This is a genomic window from Bacillus sp. bc15, from assembly GCF_900142585.1.
Lineage (GTDB): Bacteria > Bacillota > Bacilli > Bacillales > Bacillaceae_G > Bacillus_A > Bacillus_A cereus.
The window spans coordinates 241200-260376 of sequence record NZ_FRBJ01000002.1; the positions used below are offsets into that span (position 1 = coordinate 241200).

Genomic DNA, 19177 nt, shown 5'->3' on the forward strand with positions numbered 1-19177 from the left:
CTACTTGTATGTAATGTTCTTATCACATACTATTTGCAAAATGTAGGTCTTGCTATTCATAAAAAAATGCTCATCAATATGATGAGCATTTTTTTACGATGATTTTTCTCGTTTTTTTCGAAATGGTAACCACCAATTCCAGTCTCCAAATAACTTCATTAAGCTTGGAACGAGCATAAGACGAATAATTGTTGCATCAAGAAATATTGCTAATGCCACGCCAAGCCCCATCTGCTTTACTGGTAAAATATCAGTAAATGCGAATGCACCCGTTACAACAATCATAATTAATGCAGCTGATGTAATGATTCTACTTGTTGAAACGAGCCCTTCTAACGTTGCTTGATCGTTATCTCCTGTTTCTTCATAGAGCTCGTGAATACGTGAAATAAGAAATACTTCATAATCCATACTAAGCCCAAATACGAGGCCAAAAATGAAGATTGGTAAGACAAACAGAACCGGACTCGCTTCTAAACCGAAATGACCACCTTCAAATAACCAAACAACAATTCCAATGGTTGCACTCAAACTAAGTATATTCATAATAATTGCCTTAATTGGAATGAGTATAGATCGGAATGCAAATAATAATATAACAAAGGTCGATCCAAATATAACAGACATACCAATTACAACTTTATCTTTAATTTCATCTTCTAATTCTTGTTGAAACGTCGTCATTCCGCCTAGATAATACGTAACATTCGTTTCTTTATAGTTCTTTTTAAAGTCACGCACCCACTGTTTTGCAGTCTCTGTACGTGGTTTTGTTTTCAAAAAAACTTCTATCGTCGTCTTATTCCCTTTTGTGTATGCTTCAAATACAGGAGTTAGTTTTGCTGCTTCTGGCGACTGCAATATTCCAGCAACTTGATCTGCTTTCATTCCAGTTAACCCGTCGTATAAACTTCTTACTTCATGTACTTTTTTATCATCTTTTAACTTTTGAATGACTTCTTCTATCTTTTGTAGACTTTCTTTTTCTTTCATATCTTTTTTCGTCTCTACAACTAACGTAACATCAGCGTGTGTTTTGACAGTTTTATTAAATGCTTCTTCATACTTTTCATATGCAATCCTTGTATCACTCTTTTCAGGTAAAGCTTCAACACTAGGGAACTGCAAATTAGCTGTACGTAACGGTAATAAGCAAATAACAATAAATGTTGTAACAACAACAATCATTGCAATTGGATGTTTCATCACAAATTGTGCAAATTTACGCCATGCATTTGCCGGCGTATGTGCTACTTGATTCTTTTTTAATATTTTTTTACCGATTAACGATAATAACGCTGGAAGAAGTGTGAGTGAGAATAAAATGCTCATAATCACAACAATCATTCCGCTAATTGCGACAGATTGAATATAATCTATCTTAAAGAAAAACAAACCGGATAACCCAACAAATACGCATAATCCTGAAAATACAATTGCACGTCCTGCCGTCTGATATGTAATTGCTATCGCTTCTTTTACCGTTCGTTTAGCAACTTCCTCTCGAAAACGGTTCACAAATAATAGCGCAAAATCAATAGATAGTGCAAGTCCAATCATCGGTGCAACGTTTAACACGAAAATAGATAGTTCTTTATCCACACCGATGAAATACAATATACCCATCGTGCTAATAACACTAAGCGCTCCATTCAAAATCGGTAAAATTGATGCCAAAAGGCTACCAAACGAAAATAGTAATACAAGAAACGCAATTGGTAATCCAATCATTTCTGCTACTTTTAAATCATTTTGCGTTCTTTCATTAATTTCTTGATTAATTTTCGGAAATCCTGTAGGTGTTACTTTTAATGCTACATTACTTTCTTTCTCAATCTCATTAGCAAATTGTAATGTCTTTTCCATTCTTTCTTTATTTGTTTTCCCGGAAAATAAAATTGTCGCATAACCGATGTCATCTTGTAGCATTTCTTTATTTTGGATTGGGTGATGGAAAGATTCATAGTTCTCTTTCTCTTGAACATTCTTTACAATTTCATCTATTCGCTTTTTAAATTCCTCATGCGAAGCATCTTTATTTTTCTCAAAAACGAGCAGAAGCGTATCTTGAGACTTCTTAAAATCTTTATCTAAAATTTCTTTTGTTTTTTGATAGTCTCCTTCCGTTTGGAAACCGTCACCACCTAATACTCCCGGTAGCTTTGGAGCAAAAATCCCAAGTGCGATTGCAAGCAACAGTAACGCTACAATTACTGTATAACGAAATTGATACAAAAAAGCTCCTAACTTCCCCCACTTATCAACTTTATGAACATTTGTCTTCACACATTTTCACCTACTTTAAATAATTCAATTGTCACTTATACTGTATCATATCTTTATACAAACAAAAAACGCCTAGGAACACTATAATGATAGTTTTTCCAGGCGTTTTTTCTATCTCTCTTTATTAAGCCCCAATCTCTCAGTAAGTAAACGATGATAGTAAATAGCGATAACTAACAAAATACCACCTACGCAGTAACCAGCTAAAATATCAGTTGGGTAATGTACATTTAAAATGACTCTACTTAATCCAATCGATAGGATTACTATACCCATCAAAATCGTTATGACACATTTCCCAGCTATGCTTTTCAAATTAGCAGCAATGATATAAGCAAGAAATCCAAATGTCATAATCGATAGCATTGCATGTCCACTAGGAAAACTATATCCAAGTGCATCTAACGCTTCATTTAATGATGGACGTTCTCTCTTTACAATCTCTTTTATCCCTTTATTCACAAGATGTGTTATTAAAATTCCCATTGGATACACAATCATCGCAGCATAATAACGCTGCTTCCAAAAAACAAGCAAACTTATAACGAGCGTAGCAGCTATCCCAATTGCTGACCCCAATTTTGTAAAGTACGAGAAAAATGTAAGGGAACTTTCCGTTTGTAGCCCTTTTACTAATCCGCGGACATATGTATCCATTACTGTAACGCCACCTGCATGTACGCGCCAAGCAACAATACTAAATACAGCAAATAATAAACCGATACATATTACCTCATACTGATGTAACTTCTTCTTCAAACGATTTCCTCCTACTATGAAAAAATGCGATTTCTACTTTAGAAACCGCATTTTCTTACTTATTTACCTTTTGTTTTTAGCTCTGTCCAGTAACGATCATAGTCTTTTAACTTATCGTCTACATCAACAAGCCATTCTGTACGATCTAACTCTTCTTTCGTTAAGAAAATCATGTGATTATCACGGTATTCTTTACTATGAAGAGGATGAGCTTTTTCATTTGGATTACTGTAACCAATTGACTCGTAGTTTTTCACACTTACTTTTTCATCAAGTAAGTAGTTCATAAACTTCTCAGCAAGCTCTTTATGTTTTGCACCTTTTGGAATTGCTAACGTATCAGCCCAAATTGTGCCGCCTTCTTTTGGTACAACGTATTCTACATCTTTATTATCTTTTGCGATAAATGCTGCATCTCCAGACCAAACTGTTCCGATCCAAGCATCTTCTGTAATGAATTTTTGTTTAATGTTATCTGTATCAAATGCTAATAAGTTTGGAAGCAGCTTCTTTAAATCATCTGCTGCTGTCTTTAACTCTGCATCTTCTTTCGTACTGTTTGAGAACCCGTGCTTCTTAAGACCCACTCCTAATACTTCACGAGAATCGTTTAATAACGTTACATGTCCTTTATATTTCTCATTCCATAAGTCAGCCCAGCTTGTAGGTGCTTCTTTCACATACTTTTTATTGTATGCAATCCCTGTTACACCCCAAGTGTACACTAAAGAATATTTATTCTCTGGATCAAACGCAGGTGTTTTGAAATTAGAAACCATGTTTTCGATATTTGGGATATTCTTTTTATCTAACGGCGCTAATAAATCCATTTTTGCCATTGTTTTAACCATGTAATCAGATGGTTGAATTAAATCATACTTTGCGCCACCAGCTTGTAATTTCGCAAGCATTTCTTCGTTACTTGCGTACTTATCATAGTTAATTTTCACATTATACTTCTTTTCAAAATCTCTTAGCACTTGCTCATCAAAATTGTCAGCCCAGCTATAAATATTTAATTCTTCTTTCTTTTCACCACAACCAGCAAGCACACCAGCAACAAGGCTAAAGCTAATTGCTGCGCCAGCTATTCTTTTCATTAATTTCATCGGTTTATTACCCCCTCGTACTTTCTATATCGTTCGTATTATAAAGGAAGGTGTCCTCCAGAGTTTTCTTCACCATCTGCACCTTTGTTACGGAAGATTTCAGATAGAACCATTAATCCTACGATAGCAACAATTAAAATTGTAGAAAGAGCATTAATTTCTGGTGATACTCCGCGCTTAACCATACTGTAAATGTATAATGGCAATGTTGTTGATCCTGGTCCTGATACGAAGAAACTAATTACAAAATCATCAATTGATAATGTGAATGTTAATAATGCTGCTGAAATAACTCCCGGTGCAATTGCTGGGAACGTTACAAAACGAAACGTTTGCCAAGGCGTTGCTCCTAAATCATTTGCAGCTTCTTCTAAGTCACGTCCCATACTTGAAAGACGCGCAGCTAAAATAACAACAACAAACGAAATACTAAATGTAATATGTGCAATAATAATCGTTGTTTGTCCAAGTTCCATTCCTAGCTGACTGAAAAGAATTAGTAAAGATAATCCCATTAAAATATCAGGAATTAAAATTGGTAAATATACAAGGCCATTAATAGCCCCTTCGAAACGATATTTATAACGATGTAAAGCAATCGCAAAGAATACACCAAGTACCGTTGTCACAATCGTTGTTATAACTGCAATCGTAATACTATTTACAAATGCATCAATAACATCTTGTTTTTGAAATAAATCTGTATACCAATGTAATGTAAAACCTTCCCACTCCGCATTAATGCGAGAGTCGTTGAAAGAATAGACCATTAAAACCATCATTGGAAAATACAAGAATAACAAAATTAACCAAGAATAAGAAACTAAAAACTTCTTCATCTTTGCCTATTCCCCTCCGTTCTCATTATATTTATATACTTTCGTTGCACGATAATATAAGTAAATTAACAGAACAGAGAATAGAACAACGATAATCGATAACGCAGATCCAAATGGCCAGTCACGTGCACCTAAGAATTGGTTTTGAATAACGTTTCCGATTAATGCTACTTTCGATCCGCCCATCACGTCTGATACAACAAACATTCCGATAGAAGAAACGAATACTAAAATAGAACCAGTCGCAATTCCTGACATTGTCATCGGCACTGTTATATTCCAAAATGCCTTTATTGGTGTTGCTCCTAAATCATAAGCCGCTTCTAGCTTACGCTTATCCAGCTGCTCAATCGCTGCATACACTGGTAAAATCATAAATGGTAATAAAGAATAGACCATTCCGAGTATTACAGAAGGCGTATTATATAATAAATTTAACGGTTCACTAATAATGCCGAGTTTTAATAACAACGTATTCACAAGACCTTGTGAACGTAAAATAACAATCCATGCGTATGAACGAACAAGAAAGTTAATCCAAAACGGGATCGTTGCCAATAATAAAAGAATAGAACGATATTTGCGGTCAACAATTGTAATTGTATACGCAAATGGATAACCAATTAATAAACATATTACTGTAGTAATAACTGCAATCTTAACAGTTTCCCATAACGTTCCTAAATACAATGGATCAAACACACGGGATATATTCTCCAGCGTAAATTGCATTTCTACTGTCCCGTAAGCTCCGCGCTGCATGAAGGCGAATCCTAATACGAATACGAGCGGGATTAGGAAGAAAATTAACAGCCACGCGACTGTAGGTAGTGCGAGTAATTTCCCTTTTTTCAATTTAAGGTCACCTCGTCCTCTTGCTCCCAGCCTACATATACATTATCTCCAATGCTCCACTGCGCTGCCTCTTCAGCAGTTTGATATGTCATTAGTAATTCTGATGTTTTCTCATCACGTACATAAAGCTTCTCCATATTTCCGACAAACTCGATATCTTCAATATGTCCAAGGTGGTATTCTTTTAAAATTGGTTCTTCAACCGAACGTACTTTCACATTTTCAGGGCGAATTGCTACATAGCCTTCCCCATTTTTCACAATATTATTTTCACCGATGAATGTCGCAACGAACAATGTTTTCGGCTTATTATAAATTTCTTTCGGCGTTCCAATTTGTTCGATATGTCCTTTATTCATAACGACGATACGATCGCTCATGCTCATTGCTTCTTCTTGATCGTGCGTTACGTATATAAACGTAATTCCTAAATTACGTTGTAAGTTTTTCAATTCACGTTGCAAGTCTTTTCGTAACTTAAAGTCAAGCGCTCCAAGTGGCTCATCTAATAGTAATACACGCGGATTATTTACAATCGCTCTTGCAATTGCAACACGCTGCTGTTGTCCACCAGAAAGCTTAGCAGGTTTACGATTACGGAACTCAAGTAACTGCGTTAAACGCATTGCCTCTTCAGCACGCTCTTTCTGCTCTGCTGCTGATACTTTCTGCATTTTCATACCAAAACAAATATTCTTCTCTACTGTCATATGTGGGAATAGTGCGTAATGTTGGAACACTAGGTTCATATGACGCTTATATGGCGGCAAATCGTTAATTCTTTCATCATCTAATAAAAGATTCCCTTTAGTTGGAGTTTCAAATCCTGCGATCATACGAAGTAAAGTCGTTTTCCCGCAGCCACTCGGCCCTAAAATTGTTAAAAACTCTCCCTCTTTAATATCTAAAGAAAGAGGTGGGATAATCACTTGATTTCCAAAATGTTTTTCAACTGCTTCAACTTTAATAATCTTTTTCATTTTCCCGTCCTATCTACCTTAAATTTTAAATTTTTATATTCATGAATAAATATTTATGTTCTATAGACTATTTTTTGTTTCGATCCAAACAAAAATGGTTATTTAGCAAGCGTTCGTTTCTATTCTTTATGTAGTATGTTTGATTCATTTTCGCATGATACATAACGTCGAACAGAAAAACCCCTTCCATCGCGAAGGGGCTATTATCATACGGCTACGCCTACTGATAAACACCATCATCATTTTAACAACTTTCGTATGAATTTTAAAGCACTTTTTGTAGAAGAGTAACGAATTTTCATGTCGAATGCTGTAGATTGGGCTAAAATGCTTTTATAATGTGAAAAAGTCCGAAAACTTTCTTTCCCATGATAACCCCCTAATCCACTACTTCCAACACCCCCAAAAGGTAAATATGGCGTGGCAAGATGGTAGACAACATCATTAATACAGCCTCCACCATATGAAATATTACTCGTCACTTTCTTTTGTACTTCTTTATCTTCCGAAAATACATATAACGCTAACGGCTTCGGATGTTGCTGGATTGTGCCAATTACATCTTCTATATTGTCGTACTCTATGATTGGTAAAATCGGACCAAAAATTTCATCTTCCATAACAGCATCTTGCCATGTAATATCCGCTAGCACTGTCGGTTCAATATGTAATGTATCTTTCTTATAGTTTCCACCAATTACGACTTGACCATCTTGTAAAAATCCACATAATCGTTCAAAATGACGCTCACTTACAATACGCACGTAATTTTCATTTTGCAAAGGTTCTTTACTATACTGCTCTGTGATTTCATGTCGCAGTGCCTCAACTAGCTGTTCTTTCACGGAAGAATGCACGTACATATAATCAGGCGCTACACATGTCTGCCCTGCATTTAAAAACTTACCCCAAACAATTCTTCTTGCTGTCATCTCTATCTTTGCATCTTTATGTACAATACAAGGACTTTTCCCGCCAAGTTCTAACGTAAGCGGCGTCAACTGTTTCGCTGCTGCTTCCATTACAACTTTTCCAACGCCAACACTACCAGTAAAGAAAATATAATCAATTGGTTCCCTCAGCAAAGATGTACTCTCTTCAACGCCACCTTCTACTACCGCTACAAGCTCTTCTGGGAATAATTCACCTAACATTCTCTTAAGCACTTTTGAAACGCTTGGCGTTAACTCTGACGGCTTTAAAACGATTGTATTTCCAGCTGCAAGTGCTCCTACAAGTGGTGCAATTGCTAATTGAAAAGGATAGTTCCACGGTGCAATAATAAGCGTCACACCATACGGCTCTGGCACTACTTTTCCTTTTGATCCAAAATGAGTGAGTGCTGTTCGAACTCGCTTCGGTTTACTCCACGATGACATATGTTTCAATTGAAAGGAAATTTCTTTTAATACATATCCAACTTCCGTTGTAAACGACTCGTGAACTGACTTATTTAAATCTAATTTCAATGCCTGAAATATTTCTTCTTCAAAACGCTGAATGCCTTCATAAAGCTTCTTCAAATTATTCTTTCTCATTTCGATGCTTCTCGTATGCCCTTTTAAAAAATATTCCTTTTGCCTACTTACAATAGAGGTAATACTCATTCACTCACCTTCTCCCACTATTTTTATCCAATTCTTTCATTATTTATATAGACTTCATATATAACAAATTTCTATTCTTAAAGTTACATTATATATGACTTTTTCAGCTATATAAAATTCATTGCTCACAAAAAAACTACCGAAAGAAAATCTCTCGGTAGTTTCACAGTATTAACGATATAAACGAACAGCACCTGCAGAATTATCATCAGCTTGTCCTACTACTTCAAACTTCAGACCAAGCTTCGGTAAAATACGTCCTGCATCTGGAATCTGTTGATTAATATACGTTTTCGAATCATCAAATTTCGGTACACCCGCTAAGCCATCATACGTATACGTTCCACGCGTTGGAGATACAACTTTCCAAGCTGGCGTTTTATCGAATGAGAATGCAGCATCAGCGATTTGGAATCGTGTACTACTTTCAATTGTCGGTTTACCATTTAAAGTCCCTACAATTGCTTCTGGATGAGAATCAACTACACCAAGGAAACCATGTCCTGGATGTAAACCAACCCAGTTATCTGCATAAGCTGAGTCTGCATACCATACAACCATACCTGAGTTATATTCTGGACCGCGAGCAAATTTCAATGCGCTATCTGATCCAGTATGGTTTCTCCACTCTACGTAGTAATTATGTTTTTTCTTCTCTGTTCCGCTAGATACAACGAAACCATCTAATTTTAATTGTGGTGTACCTTCTGCATCATCAGAGAATACTACTTTACCATCCACTGTTAATGAAGCATTATCAAGTAGGAAACCATTTAATGCTAAACCACCATCCGTAATGTACTCAAACGTTAATTTTACTTTTTTACCTTTGAATTGACTTAAATCATATGATTTGTCAATCCATTTTCCATTTGTCGAATCTGCATTTCCATTATTTGCTTTCTCGCCAAGTCTTTCAATTAACGTTTTTTGACCATCTTCTGTTACAGCATGTACTTCAAGGAAATCATACTCAGCTTCAATCTCATATAACGATTTGAAATCAAATTTCGCATTCGTTGCATTCGTTAAATCGAACAGTGGTGTTTCTAACGTTGTATGAAGATTGTCACCTTTTGTACTGTAGTAATACTGTTTACCAAATGCTGGTGCAATTGTTTTTACATCTTTATCTGGTAAGTTAACACGAATCATACCTGGACGGTTAGATTTCGTAACACTTTGATCTAAATATGTTGCTAGACCGATACCTTTATTTAATTTCTCGTAATCTACTTCTACGATATTTGCCCAGTTACCACCGATTGTTTTTTGGAAAAACTCTTTATTTTGTGGTGAGAAACTCGTCGGTGTTGTTCCAGCGATTTTACCCGCCCAGCTGCCGCCACTCATAACAGACCAAGCTTGAATTGGCTCACCATGACCCGTATAGTCTGTATCATACTCATCTGGAAGACCTAAATCATGACCATATTCATGCGCGAATACACCAACTGCGCCATCTTCTGGTTCAATTGTGTAGTCGAATGCTGCCATCTTTCCGCCCCAATATGGAACTTTCGCTTGTGTACCTTCAATTGCGAATGGTTTTGGTCCAACTGTCCAGCGATGTGACCAAATTGCATCATCACCTAATTTACCACCGCCAGCTTCTTGTCCAACACCCGCATGAATAATCATTAAATGATCGATTAAACCGTCAGGTTGATTTTGATTTCCATCACCATTTACATCGTATTGATCGAACTGATCAAACTGTGATAAATCAAGACCGCTATCTACAGCTGCCTTTAATGCATCTTTTACTAGATCACGTGGTCCTTTTGGTCCTTTATTATCATGACCTGTAGCAGCATCTGCACCGTAATCAGCAGCTTTACCAGGAACTGTTAACCATTTTGTAACTGTTCCGTCTACTGTATAACTACCGCCAGATTGCTCTTCGTAATATTGTTTAAACGTTTCGATTTTGCTACCATCCTCTAATGCGAATGGCTCATTACCAAATAACATTTTTTCATAATGTTCTTTGTTAAAATCGTCAGTATACATATAACCAGGTTCTTTATCAATATTGTTATGTTTAAAGTCAGCGTACTCTACAAGTAAAACGAGTACTTTATCTTTACGAACTTCACCGTTATATTCTTTTCCCTTTGCTGGAGAAGTTGGTACTTTACCATTTAGACCACCCTTAACTGGGCCTGTCGCTGCAGGTGTCCCTGTTGCTGGCTGATTTAGTTTTTCTTTCGTGTCTGCTTTCGCATCTTTCACTTTCTTTAAAAAGTCAGATGCTTCTTTCGTAAGTTGATCCCCATTTGTTGCTTCTTTCCCAGGATTTTCACCCTTTTTGTTCTCTACATACTTTTCAACAGCTTTCTTTGTTTCTTTCTCTGAAGCTGAAGAATCAATTACCCCACGTTTTTTCAGTGCATCTGCTAAACGTTCTTCTGGAATTAAATGATCATCGACTGGGCTCGTAGCTGTCTTATTCACAGGTGTTTCAGCATATGCAGATTGAGTGCCAGCTCCGAATGAAAGGCCTAATACAGCTGTTAAAGCGATTGATGACAAAACTTTGAACGGTTTCTTGTTCATCCCATATTTCCTCCCCTAATAAATAATATGTATTACAAATTGAATTTTATTAAAAATTCAATATTTTTTCAATATTTAGTCATATTATGTAATGTTTTTAATATATTTGTAAAAATTTCATAGTTAGCATACGAATATATCACAATTCAACAATGTTTTCTGAAAATATTGAAAGTTTTTATCGAACAATTTATAATTTCCATAGAGGGAGTTTAATGGGGATTTTATCTTTGTTTCATCTACAAAATATTTGATAATTCACTATATAAAACACAAAATCCGATTGCATTATCATGTATTCTGTAGCAGCAATTATGACCGATAATTAGGGAGGAATTACATTTGTACAAAGATAAGACAGACGCACTGGATCAAGAATGGATTGATTTAATACTTGAAGCTCTAGATGCCGGTATCGCCATGCAAGACATTGAGCAATTTTTCCAACGTATGAAGCCATCCAGTCAGGCTCAATAGGTTTGTTCTTTTTAACGAAGTTTATGTTATAATAATGACATCATAAGACAACTACATATTGATAGAAAGGTGCGCAAATATGATTGGAGAACGTATAAAACGCCTTCGTTTACAAAAAGGTATTTCATTAACTGAACTTGCCGAAAAAGCTGGCGTTGCTAAATCTTACATTAGTTCTATAGAACGAAATTTACAAAAAAACCCTTCCATTCAGTTTCTTGAAAAAATCGCAGCAGTTCTACAAATTCCAGTTGATACTTTACTTCATGATGAAACAACAAAGGAAACTAACCTAGACTCCGAATGGACACAACTCGTTAAAGATGCAATGAACTCTGGTGTCTCCAAAGAACAATTTCGTGAATTTCTTGAATTTACAAAGTGGAAGCAAAATCAAAAATAATAATAGAAAGAAGTGCTTACAACCAGCACTTCTTTTTCTTTATAAAAAAAAGCGGGAATACCCGCTTTTTTATTATTTTTCTTCCCCAGCTTCTTGGTTAGCATTGAATGTCCATTCTAAATTCAATGTATCACCTTGGAAGATATTTTGGTCTTTTCCGTCATCTACAAATTCAAATTGCACCCATAGATAATCCTCTGTACCAGCTGCTAATCCACCCTTTTCTCCCCACTCAGGAGCAAAGATGTCTTTAGCTAAAAGATCTGGATCCACATTTTGTAAGTCTGCTAAAGTTGTTTCGTATACAGGCTCACTTTGTTTATCCCAGTTCCAAAGGAATTTTACTTTAACGTGCTTACCAAAGTCTTCACCAGCATTATCACCTTTTGCATCTTTAACAGTATACTTTGTTGCTAATTTAACGTCTTTAATAGTTAACGAACCGCTGTTTTGTAATAAGAACTCTTTCTTAACAGAATCCCCTGGTTTTAAATCTTTAATATCTACAAGCGTCTTAGGGTTTAATGTAAGGTCTAACGTCCCAGCTGCAAATGTATTGTTTGATACTTCTTTATCGCTAAAGAATGCAAATGTTCCTCCACCAATTAAAGCTAACCCCAATGCTGCTGATGCAACTCCCATACCTAATTTCTTTTTCAGACTCACAATCAATTCCCCCTAGCTTTTTTTTATATTTTTATCACTTATTTTTCAATAAGAGATGTAAAGAAAACTATATTAGCTTAGCTAATATGTGTTCTTTTTTAAAAACCTTATGTTCATTATAACGAACAAACCTATATAAACACAACACATATTTATTAATATTTTCAGTTATTTTTATTTCTCAATATTATTTAGACTTTTCAGAAAAAAAGAATGATAATTTATTTATTTTTTCACACTCAAATCATTTAATACTATAAGAAAAAAGAAAAATAAAGAAGTGAGGGCTAACGTTCCCTCACACTCGTATAAATATTACTAGTCTTACTTATTCGTTCACTCTCTCTTACACCACATTCTTGTTTTCTGACTGTTTCACTAAAGCAGTTACTCCGCTTTCTTCTGCTCTTCTAGCTTTTTCTGTTCTTCCGCTTTCTTTTGCTCTTCTACTTTTTTCTGTTCTTCTACTTTCTTCTGTTCTTCGGCTTTCTTTTGTTCTTCTACTTTCTTCTGTTCTTCTACTTTCTTTTGTTCTTCTACTTTCTTTTGTTCTTCGGCTTTCTTCTGTTCTTCTACTTTCTTTTGTTCTTCTACTTTCTTTTGTTCTTCTACTTTCTTTTGTTCTTCTACTTTCTTTTGTTCTTCGGCTTTCTTCTGTTCTTCTACTTTCTTCTGTTCTTCTACTTTCTTTTGTTCTTCTACTTTCTTTTGTTCTTCTACTTTCTTTTGTTCTTCGGCTTTCTTCTGTTCTTCTACTTTCTTTTGTTCTTCTACTTTCTTTTGTTCTTCGGCTTTCTTTTGTCCTTCCGCTTCAATTGCAATGTTTAATTGTTGCTGAAGAGCCTGAATTTGCTCATCAATAGCTTTCAAGCTAATTTCTTTCTCAATATAGTCACGCTTCTCTTTGATACTGCGGAAGCCTTCATTTACATATATGGACACTTGCTGCATCGACTCATCTTTATTTACCTTTAATTCTTCTTGTATTTGATTGTAAGGAGCTTCTATTTCAGTATATACATTTTGCAGGGCTTCCTTCTCAGCAACAATTTTCTCACGCCCTTGTTGCCATACAGAAATCGCCTGTTTTATTTCTTCAATAGAAGTTGCTTTCGATTTTCCCTTCATCGTTCCATACTCACGCTCAATAAACTGTTTATGTTTCTCAGATTGCTCTTTTAACGTATTAACTGTTTTCGGAAATATAATTGCTGTAGAAAACGTCGCTTCTACTTTCGTTTCATGAATGAACGCCGCTTCTGTATGCGTCATAATTTGAGATCCTAAATAAAACGTAATAGAACACATACACGGCAATATAAGCATCTTTTTAAAATTACGCGGTCTTTTCAGCATCTTAATCTCTCCCATCGAACATTACGTTCTTTATACAGAACATTATCTATATTATAGTAAAGAACTATTAAAATTGATAGACAAATACTAGAAAAATAGAAAAAGGGCTATCCATGTGATAGCCCTTTTTGTTATTATCTTTCTTCACCTGCTGTTTGTTGTGCATCAAACGTCCAATTTAATTGTAACTTATCGCCTTGGAATTGATTTTGATCTTTTCCATTATCAACGAACTCAAATTTCACTTTGAATTTATCAGATTTACCTGCTGAAATACCTTTTTCATCCCAGAACCAAGCCGATAAATCATTATCTACAGCTGTAAGTGTGTCACCTTTTAATTTATCTAAAGTGGTTTGTTTCACAATTGTCTCATGCTTATCTACATTTTTTAAGAATGTTACTTTAATATGTTTACCAAAATCATCTTTATTATCTTTCTTTACATCTTCTACATTATAATCTGTTTTCAGTAAAACCTTTTTAATATCTAAAGAGCCTTTATTTTCTAGTTTAAATTCTTTTTCAATTGTATCCCCAGGTTTTAAATTCGATACGTTAACAACTGTTGATGGATTTAATGCTAAATCCAGTGTCCCAGCCGCAAATGTATTGTTTGACACTTCTTTATCACTGAAAAATGCAAATGTTCCTCCACCAACTAACGCTGCTCCTAGTACTGCTGATGTAATACCCATTCCTAATTTTTTCTTTAAAGTCATGTCCATATCCCCTTAATATATATATTTGTTAACTTCCTAAACGGAAAGTATAACCAAACGAACTAGACGGATTGTTCTACTTTTTTATCTTTCTTTTCTCCGTCAATGCTACGAATAGCCCCAAAAATAGAAATCGCGGAATATCCAAGTAAAAAGACTCCTGGAATAATAAGAAGTAATGCTGCTCCTGCTTTTGAATTCGCATAATTCAGTAAATAACCAACGTACGGAACTGTAATATCTGCATACTTTCCAACTACATTTTCTGCAAGTACTGGCTCTAAATCTGGTCCGTTGTTGTTATCCCCTTTTGTTTCATACATTACTTTTCCATTTGTATCTTTCACACCGATAATACGGTGAGTGATAATTTTTTGATCTTTCTCTTTAAAGGTAATAACATCACCTTTTTGATATTTAGAACCACCTTTGTTTGGTTCTATTGCAATGATTGATCCTGTTAAAAACGTCGGCTCCATTGATCCTGAAAGAACGCTCTTAAATTGATATCCCATCACTGTCGGATCACCACCGCTCGCTTTTGAAGAAATAACTACAAAAGCTAAAAAAACCATCAATGCAAATAAAACAAATGAGATCGCGTTGCTAATTACCTTCCAAATTAATTTCATCGTCTCTCTCCCTCTCCGTTGTTTTATATTATTTGAAGTATGCAATATCCATTACGTTCTTTAACAAGAACACAAGTAAATGATATAACGAACTTTAAGTTATTGCAATAAGAAAATTTACAATTATTAGTTATTTAAAGTATAAAAAAAAGACTGTGCCAAAATTTTACACAATCTTTTTATTAGTAATTTATTTACCTTCTGATTTCATTCCTTTTGTATTTCGGCGCAACACTACATATAAAATTGCTCCAAATAATACAATCGCACCTATCCCAACACTTATTACTTTAACATTTGAGTCTTTTACTTCAGGCATAGTTGTATCTTTTTTAGGCATCGCAAAAGTGACATCTTCTGTTGAAAGAACATTTACCGTCGCAATTGTTTGATTATTTTTCGTAATATCAACTGCACCAACTACCTCACCACGATGTATTCCTTTATGATATAAAGATTCTTTATCTAATGAAGCCGCCCGGAAAATAGTTTTCACATTTTTCCCTTCATCTTTCTTAAGCATAAGCTCCGCACTTTGTTCCAACTCAGAATTAACATCTTTATTTAAATATGTTGTTTTTTGATGCCAATTATGTTTATCCAACACCATTTGCTTCGTAAATTGACCGAAAGAATATTCCGCCATCAGCTTCAAATCTTCATAAATTTCAGGTCTTTGAGAAGCCATTACTACGCTTATAATACGGTTTCCATCTTTCTCATTTAATAAAACAAGTGTATTACGCGCTTCATTCGTAAACCCTGTCTTACCGCCAATGCTATATGGATTTTCAAAAAAATTAGATTTATTAAAAATAGACACCGTCTGCCTAGACGTCGTAACTGTCGTTCTTTTCGTATTCATCGCTTGTAAAATTTCAGGATACTTTTGCACACCCTTCGTAATCATAGCCATATCATACGGCGTCGTATAATGGTTCGGATCATGCAGTCCATTCGGTGTTACAAAGTGGCTATCTTTCGCCCCTAATTGCTTCGCTTTCTCATTCATCATATTAGCAAAATTCTCAACACTCCCGCCAATCCGCTCCGCAATCGCATACGACACATCATTCGCACTCAGCACCATTAAAATCATAAGCGCAGTATTTCTATTAATTGTCTCTCCAGGTTGAAACTCAATTTGATAATTACTCTTCTCTTGATCTAACGCTAATTGTGAAAATGTAAATTGATCCTCTGGCTTTGTATGCTCCATGAGTAAAATCGCTGTTAACACCTTCGTCGTACTAGCAGGATATGCTCGGTGATATGCGTTTTTGTCATACAAAACATCTCCTGTTTTCGCATCAATTGTCGTTGCAAACTGACTAAAAACATTCGGTCCTTCTGCAGGTGGTGGTGCAACTTGTTCTGGATTTACTCCAATATTCGTCTCAGCACGCAATGTCATAGGTGTCAATAAAAACAAACAAATAACTGTAATAAAAACCAAAATTTTCTTAAAATTTGCCATATGGCTCTCCCTTTTCCATTTACTCCTCTAACAAAATAAGAAATCTACCAATCATATGTAATTTGTATTAAACTGGAAGAATTTTCACTATTTTTTACTATATCATATTTTTACGATAAAGAACATAAATATACAATAAAAATAAGAAGGAATTACTCTTTCTTATCCTTCTCATCTATCAACGAATCTATTAACTTTTGACTAGCTTCCTCGGGCGTAATCTCATCGGTTATCCCCATAAACGACCAACCTTTAGAATCAACCCACTCAACAAACTCTTGTAAAAATTCATCATGTGTAACATCCACATCAAGAATCGAGCCATTAATCGAAATCGTTCTATTTTTAGACACGCGCATCTTGAACGTTTTTCTTACCATTACAACTTTTCTCCCTCTACTTCTGAATATTTATAAAGTGAAACTTTCATCAACCCTCACCAATCGGACTTTTACGGCCATCCCGACCCCAACCTAACTTCTTTACTTTTGCTAAATTTCGAGGTAAGGGATCTTACTGCCCGCAAATAGCGAGATAAAATAATCATGTATCTCTGTTATACATGATTTTCAGTAAATTGTAAAAAGGATATATTGGCCAATTGGCATATTGAAACTGAAAATCTATCATTCTGCAAAAATATCAAATGATATGTAATTGTTCATAAATGACTAAATAGATTCACATAAAAATAAAACAACTTACATTTTACCACACCAAATACAAATGACTTTCTTACAATGGAATGGAGTATACTAGAAGAAAACTTAAAATGAGGAGGAACCTCATGACGCGTTGTACGTATTGTAAAACGAAGTGAACAATAAAAGATGTATGGGCAATACTCGTGACATTTGAAAAGGATTGTCCGTATTGTTTTATGAGACAATATCTATCAAAGAAAACGGTGAACGCTATGCCAGAACTTATAAGCTTACCTTTACATTTCTTACTCCCTTTTCTTGTTGATTTGAGTGCTGAAGGTCCTTTGGATTGGTATCGTAAATAATATAACCACTACATCCAAAGACTACTTTCTACTGAATTCGCTTCTCATCATTATTCCTTCATACATTACTAGCATAATCGCTTATACTTTCCCTTTTGAAGATTCTGTAGCTCAGCAGGAAGAGCGTCCCCTGAACAAGGTTTATCAATTATGACTTTAATAAACGATGATATATGCATACTGTTAAGCATAAAAAATTAGCATTAAGTTCCACTCAAATATTAATTGAAACCCAACACTCCATTTAATCTGTAATCTAGAATACAAGCAGTGTTTTTTATTATGCATTTTTGCATACAGTATTATTTTCTCTTGTAAATAGATAATAATGTTATATAATAAAACCAATGTTTTACCAATAAAAGGTAATAAGAAGTAGTGGAATAAGTAAATAACCAAAGCGTATTAACAGATTTGTTCTATGTAAATCATGATACATATATGGAATCAAAACTATGAAATTTTATGTAGTGATTAGATTACTACAAGATGAAAGATTCATAGCGAATACACTTAAGGAAAAAACGTTCCATTAGATTAATGTGATATCTATCGAACGAATTGAGAATATACTTAGGGGGAATTTCAAGTGAAAACATTTGGTAAAGTATTATTAACTGGCGCATTAGCTTTAGGCGGTTTAACGGTTATGAACATTGAAACACCAAAAGCACATGCTGACGAATGGGATGGTTGTCATTACATTTGTGGTCCTGGTGAAACGGTGAACGGTGTTACAGTTCAGGTACACTCTACACAAGTTACTTTTGGTAACAGCGTAATTGCAAGAATTACAAATGACCGAGCTGAAGAAATTCATTACAATGTCAGCCTTGAAAAGAAATATGGCGATAGATGGGGAGAATTTGAAACCAACTTCCGTTGGCAAAATCAATGGGTCCCAGCTGGAAGCAATGATGAAATTGCAACTTTCACAGGATATGGCGATGATATTTATGAGGATGGAACATATCGTTATAAAGTCGAAATAAAAGGCGCTGACGGTTCTATTGATACAATTTACACAGCAGGAATGACAGTTACAGGACGATAGCTTATGAACAAGCTCCATTATTTATGATTGTATTTTTGAAAATATCATTGATAATTGCGTTGATATTATTATTAAAATAAGCTCTTCGGGGCTTATTTTTTTATACAAAAATTAGAATATGAACATTCAGAAAATTACACCTTTACACCATTAAAGTTTGTTGCTATTATAGGAATACATCAAATGTTACAATACTCAACAAATTGTACAAATTCTCCGATTACACGAATGAAATGAAAATACATTGCTGATGGTAACATTTATAGTTGGGATCCCGTAGCTCAGCAGGGAGAGCGCCACCTTGACAGGGTGGAGGTCGTGAGTTCGAGCCTCTCCGGGGTCATAAAAAAGAGACACCATATCAACCTTCTACGTGATATGGTGTCT

The 19177-nt window shown here is 35.0% G+C and carries 18 protein-coding genes and 1 tRNA gene; 5 read left to right on the forward strand and 14 right to left on the reverse strand.

Going from position 1 to position 19177, the window contains the following annotated elements; genetic code table 11:
* Positions 1-93 precede the first annotated feature (93 nt).
* From BUA87_RS11085 to inhA1, 8 genes are all read right to left on the reverse strand, one after another.
* Positions 94-2286 carry an MMPL family transporter gene (locus tag BUA87_RS11085; protein ID WP_000856403.1) on the reverse strand — a complete coding sequence of 731 codons (2193 nt, stop codon included), beginning with the start codon at positions 2284-2286 and terminating at the stop codon, positions 94-96.
* Between the two features lie 111 nt (positions 2287-2397).
* A complete protein-coding gene (locus tag BUA87_RS11090; protein WP_016513124.1) occupies positions 2398-3045 on the reverse strand; it encodes a phosphatase PAP2 family protein in 648 nt (215 codons plus the stop codon).
* Positions 3046-3104: 59 nt separating this feature from the next.
* Positions 3105-4154 (reverse strand): spermidine/putrescine ABC transporter substrate-binding protein PotD, encoded by a 1050-nt coding sequence (potD, locus tag BUA87_RS11095; protein ID WP_000772490.1) that lies wholly within the window; start codon positions 4152-4154, stop codon positions 3105-3107.
* Positions 4155-4192: 38 nt separating this feature from the next.
* Positions 4193-4993 carry a spermidine/putrescine ABC transporter permease PotC gene (gene potC, locus BUA87_RS11100; RefSeq protein ID WP_061660518.1) on the reverse strand — a complete coding sequence of 267 codons (801 nt, stop codon included), beginning with the start codon at positions 4991-4993 and terminating at the stop codon, positions 4193-4195.
* Positions 4994-4999: 6 nt separating this feature from the next.
* Complete coding sequence (gene potB, locus BUA87_RS11105) at positions 5000-5848, reverse strand: spermidine/putrescine ABC transporter permease PotB (protein WP_000715500.1); 849 nt, start codon at positions 5846-5848, stop codon at positions 5000-5002.
* Positions 5845-6828, reverse strand: a complete 984-nt coding sequence (potA, locus tag BUA87_RS11110; RefSeq protein WP_000720335.1) for a spermidine/putrescine ABC transporter ATP-binding protein PotA — start codon at positions 6826-6828, stop codon at positions 5845-5847. The genes potB and potA overlap by 4 nt, the downstream gene beginning before the upstream one ends.
* A gap of 239 nt (positions 6829-7067) precedes the next feature.
* Positions 7068-8435, reverse strand: coding sequence for an aldehyde dehydrogenase (locus BUA87_RS11115; RefSeq protein ID WP_061660517.1), 1368 nt, complete (start codon positions 8433-8435; stop codon positions 7068-7070).
* Between the two features lie 171 nt (positions 8436-8606).
* Complete coding sequence (inhA1, locus tag BUA87_RS11120) at positions 8607-10994, reverse strand: M6 family metalloprotease immune inhibitor InhA1 (RefSeq protein WP_061660516.1); 2388 nt, start codon at positions 10992-10994, stop codon at positions 8607-8609.
* 342 nt (positions 10995-11336) lie between these two features.
* Between inhA1 and BUA87_RS11125 the strand changes: the two genes are divergently transcribed.
* Together BUA87_RS11125 and BUA87_RS11130 are read left to right on the forward strand one after the other, a co-directional pair.
* A complete protein-coding gene (locus BUA87_RS11125; protein WP_000276219.1) occupies positions 11337-11471 on the forward strand; it encodes an anti-repressor SinI family protein in 135 nt (44 codons plus the stop codon).
* Positions 11472-11550: 79 nt separating this feature from the next.
* Positions 11551-11874 (forward strand): helix-turn-helix domain-containing protein, encoded by a 324-nt coding sequence (locus BUA87_RS11130; RefSeq protein ID WP_000578885.1) that lies wholly within the window; start codon positions 11551-11553, stop codon positions 11872-11874.
* A gap of 72 nt (positions 11875-11946) precedes the next feature.
* Here the strand turns inward: BUA87_RS11130 and calY are convergent, their stop codons facing one another.
* The 6 genes from calY to BUA87_RS11160 all read right to left on the reverse strand — a co-directional run bounded on the left by calY (position 11947) and on the right by BUA87_RS11160 (position 17107).
* Positions 11947-12540, reverse strand: a complete 594-nt coding sequence (gene calY, locus BUA87_RS11135; protein ID WP_000053715.1) for a biofilm matrix protein CalY — start codon at positions 12538-12540, stop codon at positions 11947-11949.
* A 387-nt stretch (positions 12541-12927) separates the two neighbouring features.
* Positions 12928-13896 carry a DUF4047 domain-containing protein gene (locus BUA87_RS11140; protein ID WP_142953281.1) on the reverse strand — a complete coding sequence of 323 codons (969 nt, stop codon included), beginning with the start codon at positions 13894-13896 and terminating at the stop codon, positions 12928-12930.
* A gap of 134 nt (positions 13897-14030) precedes the next feature.
* Positions 14031-14618: a CalY family protein gene (locus tag BUA87_RS11145; protein ID WP_000172852.1), complete on the reverse strand. Its 588-nt coding sequence runs from the start codon at positions 14616-14618 to the stop codon at positions 14031-14033.
* 62 nt (positions 14619-14680) lie between these two features.
* Positions 14681-15250, reverse strand: coding sequence for a signal peptidase I SipW (locus tag BUA87_RS11150; RefSeq protein ID WP_072939666.1), 570 nt, complete (start codon positions 15248-15250; stop codon positions 14681-14683).
* Between the two features lie 190 nt (positions 15251-15440).
* Positions 15441-16727 carry a D-alanyl-D-alanine carboxypeptidase family protein gene (locus tag BUA87_RS11155; protein WP_072939669.1) on the reverse strand — a complete coding sequence of 429 codons (1287 nt, stop codon included), beginning with the start codon at positions 16725-16727 and terminating at the stop codon, positions 15441-15443.
* A 152-nt stretch (positions 16728-16879) separates the two neighbouring features.
* On the reverse strand, positions 16880-17107 hold the full coding sequence (locus BUA87_RS11160) for a hypothetical protein (RefSeq protein WP_000251856.1): 228 nt from the start codon (positions 17105-17107) through the stop codon (positions 16880-16882).
* Between the two features lie 443 nt (positions 17108-17550).
* On the opposite strand from BUA87_RS11160, the gene BUA87_RS11165 reads away from it, so the two are divergent.
* The 3 genes from BUA87_RS11165 (at position 17551) to BUA87_RS11175 (ending at position 19133) form a co-directional block, all read left to right on the forward strand.
* Positions 17551-17736, forward strand: a complete 186-nt coding sequence (locus tag BUA87_RS11165; RefSeq protein WP_255285295.1) for a hypothetical protein — start codon at positions 17551-17553, stop codon at positions 17734-17736.
* Between the two features lie 589 nt (positions 17737-18325).
* A complete protein-coding gene (locus BUA87_RS11170; protein ID WP_000846655.1) occupies positions 18326-18790 on the forward strand; it encodes a hypothetical protein in 465 nt (154 codons plus the stop codon).
* 270 nt (positions 18791-19060) lie between these two features.
* Positions 19061-19133: transfer RNA gene (locus BUA87_RS11175), tRNA-Val, on the forward strand.
* Positions 19134-19177 lie beyond the last annotated feature (44 nt).